The sequence below is a fragment of the Mesorhizobium sp. genome (assembly GCF_024509055.1).
Taxonomy (GTDB): Bacteria; Pseudomonadota; Alphaproteobacteria; order Rhizobiales; family Rhizobiaceae; genus Mesorhizobium.
In genome coordinates, this window is record NZ_JANINM010000059.1 from 1 (window position 1) to 6025 (window position 6025).

Annotated in this window: 5 protein-coding genes; all 5 read right to left on the reverse strand. The window is 63.6% G+C overall.

Annotated elements, in window-relative coordinates; genetic code table 11:
* Nucleotides 1-158 precede the first annotated feature (158 nt).
* Nucleotides 159-1088 carry a DUF3445 domain-containing protein gene (locus Q0L57_RS03750; RefSeq protein WP_296738302.1) on the reverse strand — a complete coding sequence of 310 codons (930 nt, stop codon included), beginning with the start codon at nucleotides 1086-1088 and terminating at the stop codon, nucleotides 159-161.
* Between the two features lie 39 nt (nucleotides 1089-1127).
* Nucleotides 1128-1790 carry an aminotransferase class IV family protein gene (locus Q0L57_RS03755; RefSeq protein WP_296738304.1) on the reverse strand — a complete coding sequence of 221 codons (663 nt, stop codon included), beginning with the start codon at nucleotides 1788-1790 and terminating at the stop codon, nucleotides 1128-1130.
* Nucleotides 1739-2884: an aminodeoxychorismate synthase component I gene (locus Q0L57_RS03760; RefSeq protein WP_296738305.1), complete on the reverse strand. Its 1146-nt coding sequence runs from the start codon at nucleotides 2882-2884 to the stop codon at nucleotides 1739-1741. Before Q0L57_RS03760 ends, Q0L57_RS03755 begins: the two co-directional genes overlap by 52 nt.
* Nucleotides 2885-3053: 169 nt before the next feature.
* Nucleotides 3054-3713, reverse strand: a complete 660-nt coding sequence (locus Q0L57_RS03765) for a proton-conducting membrane transporter (RefSeq protein WP_296738307.1) — start codon at nucleotides 3711-3713, stop codon at nucleotides 3054-3056.
* A 356-nt stretch (nucleotides 3714-4069) separates the two neighbouring features.
* Entirely contained in the window at nucleotides 4070-5905 is a 1836-nt protein-coding gene (locus Q0L57_RS03770) for a M3 family oligoendopeptidase (RefSeq protein WP_296738309.1), read from the reverse strand.
* Nucleotides 5906-6025 lie beyond the last annotated feature (120 nt).

The following is a 6025-nucleotide window of genomic DNA, read 5'->3' on the forward strand; positions in this document are numbered from 1 at the left end:
TTCACCGTAAACGGGCCAGTTTTCATTCGCCATTTTTTCGCACACTCCTTCAAACGCGGGAAAGTTCCGGCATTTTTGCCGGAAGCCCTACACCACAGATCATTGTCATAAACCAGTGAAAAGCGCCAACCACCGGCCAAGCCGGCTTGGCGGCGTGGTTAAGCGGCCCTGGCCATGCCATCGAGAAAGGCCACCAGCCGGTCGCGATCGGCGGTCATACCCTTGTAGTCGAGCTGGGCTTGGTCGAGGGCGTTGAGCTGCTCGGCGAAAGAGGCGGCAAGCGTGGCCTTGTCCGGGTGGCGGATCAGCACGGCAAGCGGGTCGAGATGGATGCGAATGGTGAAGAGGACGTCACGCGAAACCGGGAGCTTCCGCAGCGTCTGGCGCTCGACGCGCATGAAGGCATGCGCGTTGATGTCGCCGTCGGGGAAGCGAGTCGGGCGGTTGGTGGCGCGGTCGATGCGCTGGACGTTGGAAAGCGGATGATAGAGCGCATCGCCCGCTTGTATCGACCAGTTGAAGCGTTCGACCGCCTGGCCTTGCAGGCCATCGAACATGCGGTTGATGAGCTCGGCAGGCCGTGTGCCGGGGCCGAAGCCCGGCACCGGCGCATGGATTTCCTGCAGCGGTTTGCCGAATTTCTCCCGAAGCGACCAGGACGAGGGAAAGCAGAGCGAGCCGGCGGCCAGTCGCCAGCCGCGCTCGTCGCGCCGCATCAGGATCAGGTCTTCCTGGACCAATAGGGACGCCTCTACGAGCGGCGCCCCGCGCAAGGCGGGTGCCAATCCGCCCAACCCTCCTTCGAGGCCGCCGACTTCGGTTCCGGAGTCGGAATGGGTGGCCCGATGTCTTGCCGCGAGATGCGTGACGAGCAGGCCGAGCACTTCGCCCTGGGCGTCTCTTGTGTCGTCTTCCTCGACAAAGACCTTTTCCGGAATCTCGGTATAGAGCCGCTGCTTCTCCGCCAGGTGCGGCAGCAGGAACTCGTCGATTTCGATCCAGCGTTCGAACTCAAGCGGCTTCAGCCCGATCGTGAAGAGCTTTGAGGATCCGTCGTAAGGCGTGTGTGTCGGGTAGCGAACGTTCATGCTTGCTTCAAAACAAAAATGGCCGGCGGCTTCAACGCGTCAGCCCAGTTGCGCGGGGATCAGGCCGCGCAGCGAATTGCCGACGAAAATCGCCTTCGCCGATTTCATGTCGTCAAAAGTGTAGACTGCCTCCACTGCGCGGCCTTCATCCAGAAGCTCGCCGCGCAATATTCCAGGCAAGAGGCCGCAGTCGAGCCGGGGTGTGGCGAGCACGCCGTCTCCGAAGTCGGCAAAGAGATTGGTGATGGTGCCTTCGCAGAGTTCGCCACGCTCGTTGGCGAGCATCACCTCGTCGGCCTGGGTGGCGGGGTATTCGGCGCGCGCCTGCTGGTAGGTTTCGCGGCGGCTGGTCTTGTGGCGCAGGAACATGTTGGCGGAATCCAGCCGGACCCGCGCCAATTGCAATCGCCACACCTTGCCGGCGGGGAGCGGTTCGTAGAGCTGCGTGGATGCTGTCGCATCTCCGTTCCGTTGCAATGCGAGCCGCGTGCGCAGAGCGGCCGGTTCGCCGCCAACGACATTGGCCAAAACCTCGTCGATCCGTTCCGGATCGCAGGCAAATCCCAGTGCGGCGGCGGAAGCATAGAGCCTGTCGAGATGGCGATCGAGACGCAGGAAACCTGAGGCAGGCTCCCAGCGCATGGTCTCGATCAACTCGAAATCGGCACCGTTCCGGCCGCGAAGCGCGCTTTCAGCAGACACTCCCGATACTCCTCCTCGGCGGTGGAATCGAAGACGACGCCGCCGCCGACATTGTAGACGGCCTCGCCATTGGCAAAGAGCGAAATGGTGCGGATCGCCACCGAAAAGCGCATCGTGCCGTTGGGGGCAATCCAGCCGATGGCGCCACAATAGACATCGCGCGGCGCCTCTTCCAACTCGTGCAGGATTTCCATGGCGCGGATCTTCGGCGCGCCGGTGATCGAGCCGCAGGGAAAGAGCGCGGCAAAGACCTGGCGAATGCCGACACCGGGCGAGAGCCTCGCCCGCACCCGGCTCACCATCTGGTGTACGGTCGGGTAGGTCTCGATGCGGAAGAGTTCCGGAACGTCGAGCGTGCCGACTTCGCTGATCAGCGAGATGTCGTTGCGCAGCAGATCGACGATCATGCGGTTCTCGGCCTGGTTCTTTTCGTCGTTGCGCAGGAATGCCTTCAGCCGCGCGTCCTCCGCCTTGGTCGCGCCGCGTGGCGCCGTGCCCTTCATCGGGTGGGTCTCGATCATGCCGTCGACATCGATCTCGAAGAACAATTCCGGCGAACGCGAGAGCACGACCGGATCGCCCAGCGAAATCAGCGCGCCGTATTTCACCGGCTGGCGCTCGGTCAGCGCGTCGAAGGCGTCGAGCGGATCGCCGGACCATTGCGCATGGACCGGGAAGGTCAGGTTGCCCTGGTAGCAATCACCCTTGCGGATGTGGTCGTGCAGTCGCGCGAAGCGGCTGGCGTAGTCCTTGGCGGACCAGGCTGCCCGGGTATCGAAGATGGGGCCGTTGGTCGTCTGCCCATTGCTTTCCGGCACACCTTGCTCAAGCGGAGCGTCGAAGACGCCGAGACAAACCAGAGGGGCGCGGCGGCCCTGCGGCAGCAGCGGCACTAGCTTCGGTTCGAGCAGATAGCCTGCCTCGTAGGAGAAGTAGCCGGCCAGCCATTTGCCGGCGTCGGAGGCTGCCTGCGCCGCTTCCAGCGCCGGAGCGAATTCATCCGCGCTGCGCGCGACGATGATTTCGTCGGGCCTGTCAAAGACGAGCTGGCGGGCCGTCTCGTCGTTGCGGAAGATTGCGGAGGGCAGGGACATAAGCCTCGGAATGCGGTCAATCTAGTCGATCGCTCTATATGGGGGCTCGTCGAGGTGCAATCGAGAGAACGGCGTTCGGCGCCGCAAAGGCGCCCCGTTCGAAGATGCGGACCAAGGCAAAGGCGGGGTCACCGCACGGCCGCCGCTCGCCAGCCGATAGCTTTCCGGGTTAGGTGTTGCTGGCGCTTCCGGCGGTCGGGAAGCGCCTGGCGAATTCCGCCTCATCGCCGGCCGCCAGCAGCTTGGCCTGCTCGACCCAGTGCTCGCGCTCCACTCGGCCGCCGAATTGCAGGGCATGCTCTATCCGCTCGATATCTGCCTGTGTCCAGGCGGCGATCTGGGCGTAGGTGGTGACGCCCTGGCCCTTGAGCAGCTTCTCATTGACCGGGCCGATGCCGATCAGCCGGCGCAGATTGTCGCCCTTGCCGACCGCCTTGGGAGTCGCGGCGGCTTTCGCCGCCGGCGCCGCAGCTTTCTTTGGAGCTGCCTTAGGTGCTGCGGATTTGGCCGCAGCCGGCTTCGATGCGGCCGTGGGAGCGGCCGGCGACGATTTGGCGGCCGCCGGTGTCGACATCACCGCCGCTGGCGCAGGTGCCGCGGCCTTGTCGGCTCCTGCCTTAGCGGTCGACGCCGCGCGCAATTGGCTTTCGAGATCGGTGCGTGCGCGGCTGCAGGCATCGAGGTCGATGCGCAACCTGTCGCGTTCGTTGCGCGTACGGTCGAGATCGCCGCGCAGGCTGTCGAGTTCGCCACGAAGGCGGCCCCAGAGGAACCAGCCAACCAGAACACCCACAACGAACGCCAGGAGCATGTAGAAGAAAGTGCTCATTTCCCTCTCCAGTCCGATCTGCCGGCCATGGTCCCGAGTTGAGAGCTTGCCGCAAGGATCATCATTGGCTCCGCAGTTGCGGAACCGCCGGCTTCAAATCGAGCTATCGGCGACTGGTTTGCACCCCGGCCGACGGCCATCATCGCATTCGCCTTGGCGTTACGACCGGCCGTCTCTGGCCTGCGCGATGCGTCCGGCTGAGCTTGAGCCCGGACGCTATCATACGCCTTGCGGAAAGCTAATTGAAAAATGCGGGAGAGAGTATTCAAGAACAAATATTTAGCGCAACAATAGAACAGCCTCAAACATGCGTTCCAGCTAAATTATTCTTGCTGTCGGGCCCGGCGAAGGCGACATCAACCCTCGAGCGTTTCCAGCTCGTCGATCAGGGCGCTGATCACACCGAGTCCGATCTGCCAGAAGGCGGGATCGGTCGCGTCTAGCCCGAAGGGCGCCAGAAGCTCCGAATGATGCTTGGTGCCGCCGGCGCGCAGCATCTCGAAATACTTCTCCTGAAAGCCGCGCTCCGCGTTCTGGTAGACGGCGTAGAGCGAGTTTACCAGGCAGTCGCCGAAGGCATAGGCATAGACGTAGAAGGGCGAGTGGATGAAATGCGGGATATAGGTCCAGAAGACCTCATAGCCGTCGCGCAGCTTGATCGCCGGCCCAAGGCTTTCGGCCTGGACCTCCAGCCAGAACTCGCCGAGCCTGTCGGAGGTGAGCTCGCCGTTGCGGCGCTCGGCATGCACCTTGCGCTCGAATTCATAGAAGGCGATCTGGCGCACGACCGTGTTGATCATGTCCTCGACCTTCTGGGCAAGCATTGCCTTGCGCTCGCGCCGGTCGGTGGTCTGGTCGAGCAGTGAGCGGAAGGTGAGCATCTCGCCGAAGACGGAAGCAGTCTCGGCCAGCGTCAGCGGCGTCGACGCCATCAGCGCCCCCTGGCCGGCGGCCAGCACCTGGTGCACGCCATGCCCGAGCTCGTGCGCCAGCGTCATCACATCGCGCGGCTTGCCCATGTAGTTGAGCAATACGTAAGGGTGCGCAGACGGAACCGTGGGATGGGCGAAGGCGCCGGGCGACTTGCCGGGCCTGACCGGCGCATCGATCCATTTGTGGTCGAAGAAGGTCCGCGCGATCTCGGCCATCTCCGGCGAGAAGCGCTGATAGGCCGACAGCACAGTGTCCCTGGCGTCGTCCCAACGGATCACCGCCTGCGGGGTTTCCGGCAGCGGCGCGTTGCGGTCCCAGTGGTTCATCACGTCCATGCCGAGCCAGCGCGCCTTCATCGCATAGTAGCGATGCGACAAGCGCGGATAGGCCTCGCGCACGGCGGCGGCCAGCGCGTCGACCACGCCGCGCTCGACGCGGTTTGCGAGGTGGCGTGAATCGGCGATGTCCTCGAAGCCGCGCCAGCGGTCGGAAATCTCCTTGTCCTTGGCTAAAGTGTTGGTGATGAGCGTGAAGGTGCGCAGCTCCTTGCGGAAAGTCGCGGCCAGCGCCTCGGAGGCGCGACGCCGCGTCTCGCCATCGGCATCCTGCAGGCGGTTCAGTGCCGGTTCCAGTGTGAGCTCCTCGCCGTCGATATCGAAGCGCAGGTCGGTCATCGTCTCGTCGAAGAGCCTGTTCCAGGCGCCGCGTCCGGTGACGGACTTTTCATGGAACAGCTGTTCGACGCGATCCTCGAGCTGGTAGGGCTTGTCCTTCCTGAGGTCCAGAATCCAGGGTCGGTAGTGGCCAAAGCCGGCGTCTGCCGCGAGCGCGGTTTCGATGATTGCGTCGTCGATCAGGTTGAGCTCGAGCGCGAAGAACAGAAGATGCGCGCTGGCGTCGGTCATCTTCTCCTGGACGTCGCCATAGAGCTTGGCGCGCTGCGGGTCGGCCGTGTTGCCGGCATAGACGAGGCCCGCATAGGAAACGATGCGGCCGATCAGTTCCTCCAGCGCCTCGTATGCCTTCAGCGCCTCGCCCAGCTTGCCGGAGGCGCCGCGTCCGGCCTCGGCGGCTAGCGTTCCCTTCCAGCGCGCCTCGAAGGCAATGGCATCGCTTGCGGCGCTCGCGATGTCACGCTTCAGCTCGGGCGCTTCCATGCCGGAATAGAGATCGCCGAGATTCCACTCCGGCAGATCGCCGAGCTCGGCCGCGCCCTGACCGGACGCCGCAGCAAGCCGCCGACCAAACATCATGCGCATCGACAATACCTTTCGGAATCAAGGGGAAGGGAGAAGCCGGTCAAATCCTAAGGAATTCGTTCACCGGGTTTTTTGAAACCTTATTTAGAACCCTGTGCCAAGATGATCCATGGGGATTTC